The following is an 899-nucleotide window of genomic DNA, read 5'->3' on the forward strand; positions in this document are numbered from 1 at the left end:
GTAAAGCTTAAGGGCTAATCCAATTTCGCTCGCCGCTACTTTCGGAATCTCGGTTGATTTCTTTTCCTCGGGGTACTTAGATGTTTCAGTTCTCCCGGTTCGCTTCATTGAGCTATGTATTCACTCAATGATACTGGCTTATGCCAGTGGGTTTCCCCATTCGGAAATCGTAGACTCAAGTGGCTGTTACTGCCTCATCTACGCTTATCGCAAGTTACTACGTCCTTCATCGCCTCTGACTGCCAAGGCATGCCACCGTGTACGCTTAGTCACTTAACCATACAACCCCAAAGGGTCTTTGTTAAACAACCAAAGTTGCTATCTCATTATTTGAATGAGCGAGATAGCGTTGATTTTGCCGGACTCAATTTCGAATAGTCACTTAACAGTGACATTCCCAAGAACACTTGAATGTGTTTGTTGGTGCTTGTCATAAAGACAAACATTGAGAACTTTACAAACAACAATAATTTGTTGTTTTGTCAGCTTTCCAAATTGTTAAAGAGCAGATTTTCTAATGAAAACCATGTTTAAAGATTCTTAAGGAAAAACCCTTAAAGATGGTGGGCGATACCGGGTTCGAACCAGTGACCCCCTGCTTGTAAGGCAGGTGCTCTCCCAACTGAGCTAATCGCCCACATTATTTGTTTTCCCGTGGAAGGAAATGGTGGGTCGTGCAGGATTCGAACCTGCGACCAATTGATTAAAAGTCAACTGCTCTACCAACTGAGCTAACGACCCATGGTATCCCGTAGGGGAGTCGAACCCCTGTTACCGCCGTGAAAGGGCGGTGTCCTAGGCCTCTAGACGAACGGGACACTAAGATACTCTAAACTTTCTAAACCATATCAATCTGTGTGAACACTCATCGCAATAATCATCGTATAAGGAGGTGATCC

The 899-nt window shown here is 44.3% G+C and carries 3 tRNA genes and 1 rRNA gene; all 4 read right to left on the reverse strand.

The annotated features are described in order from the left end of the window. Positions 1-279: ribosomal RNA gene (locus CIK04_RS30550) — 23S ribosomal RNA — on the reverse strand; the annotation flags it as partial. Between the two features lie 282 nt (positions 280-561). After that, positions 562-637 (reverse strand) — tRNA-Val (locus CIK04_RS30555). 28 nt (positions 638-665) lie between these two features. Then, positions 666-741, reverse strand: a tRNA-Lys gene (locus CIK04_RS30560). A 1-nt stretch (position 742) separates the two neighbouring features. After that, positions 743-818 (reverse strand) — tRNA-Glu (locus tag CIK04_RS30565). Positions 819-899 lie beyond the last annotated feature (81 nt).

Source organism: Vibrio sp. 03_296, from assembly GCF_002265885.1.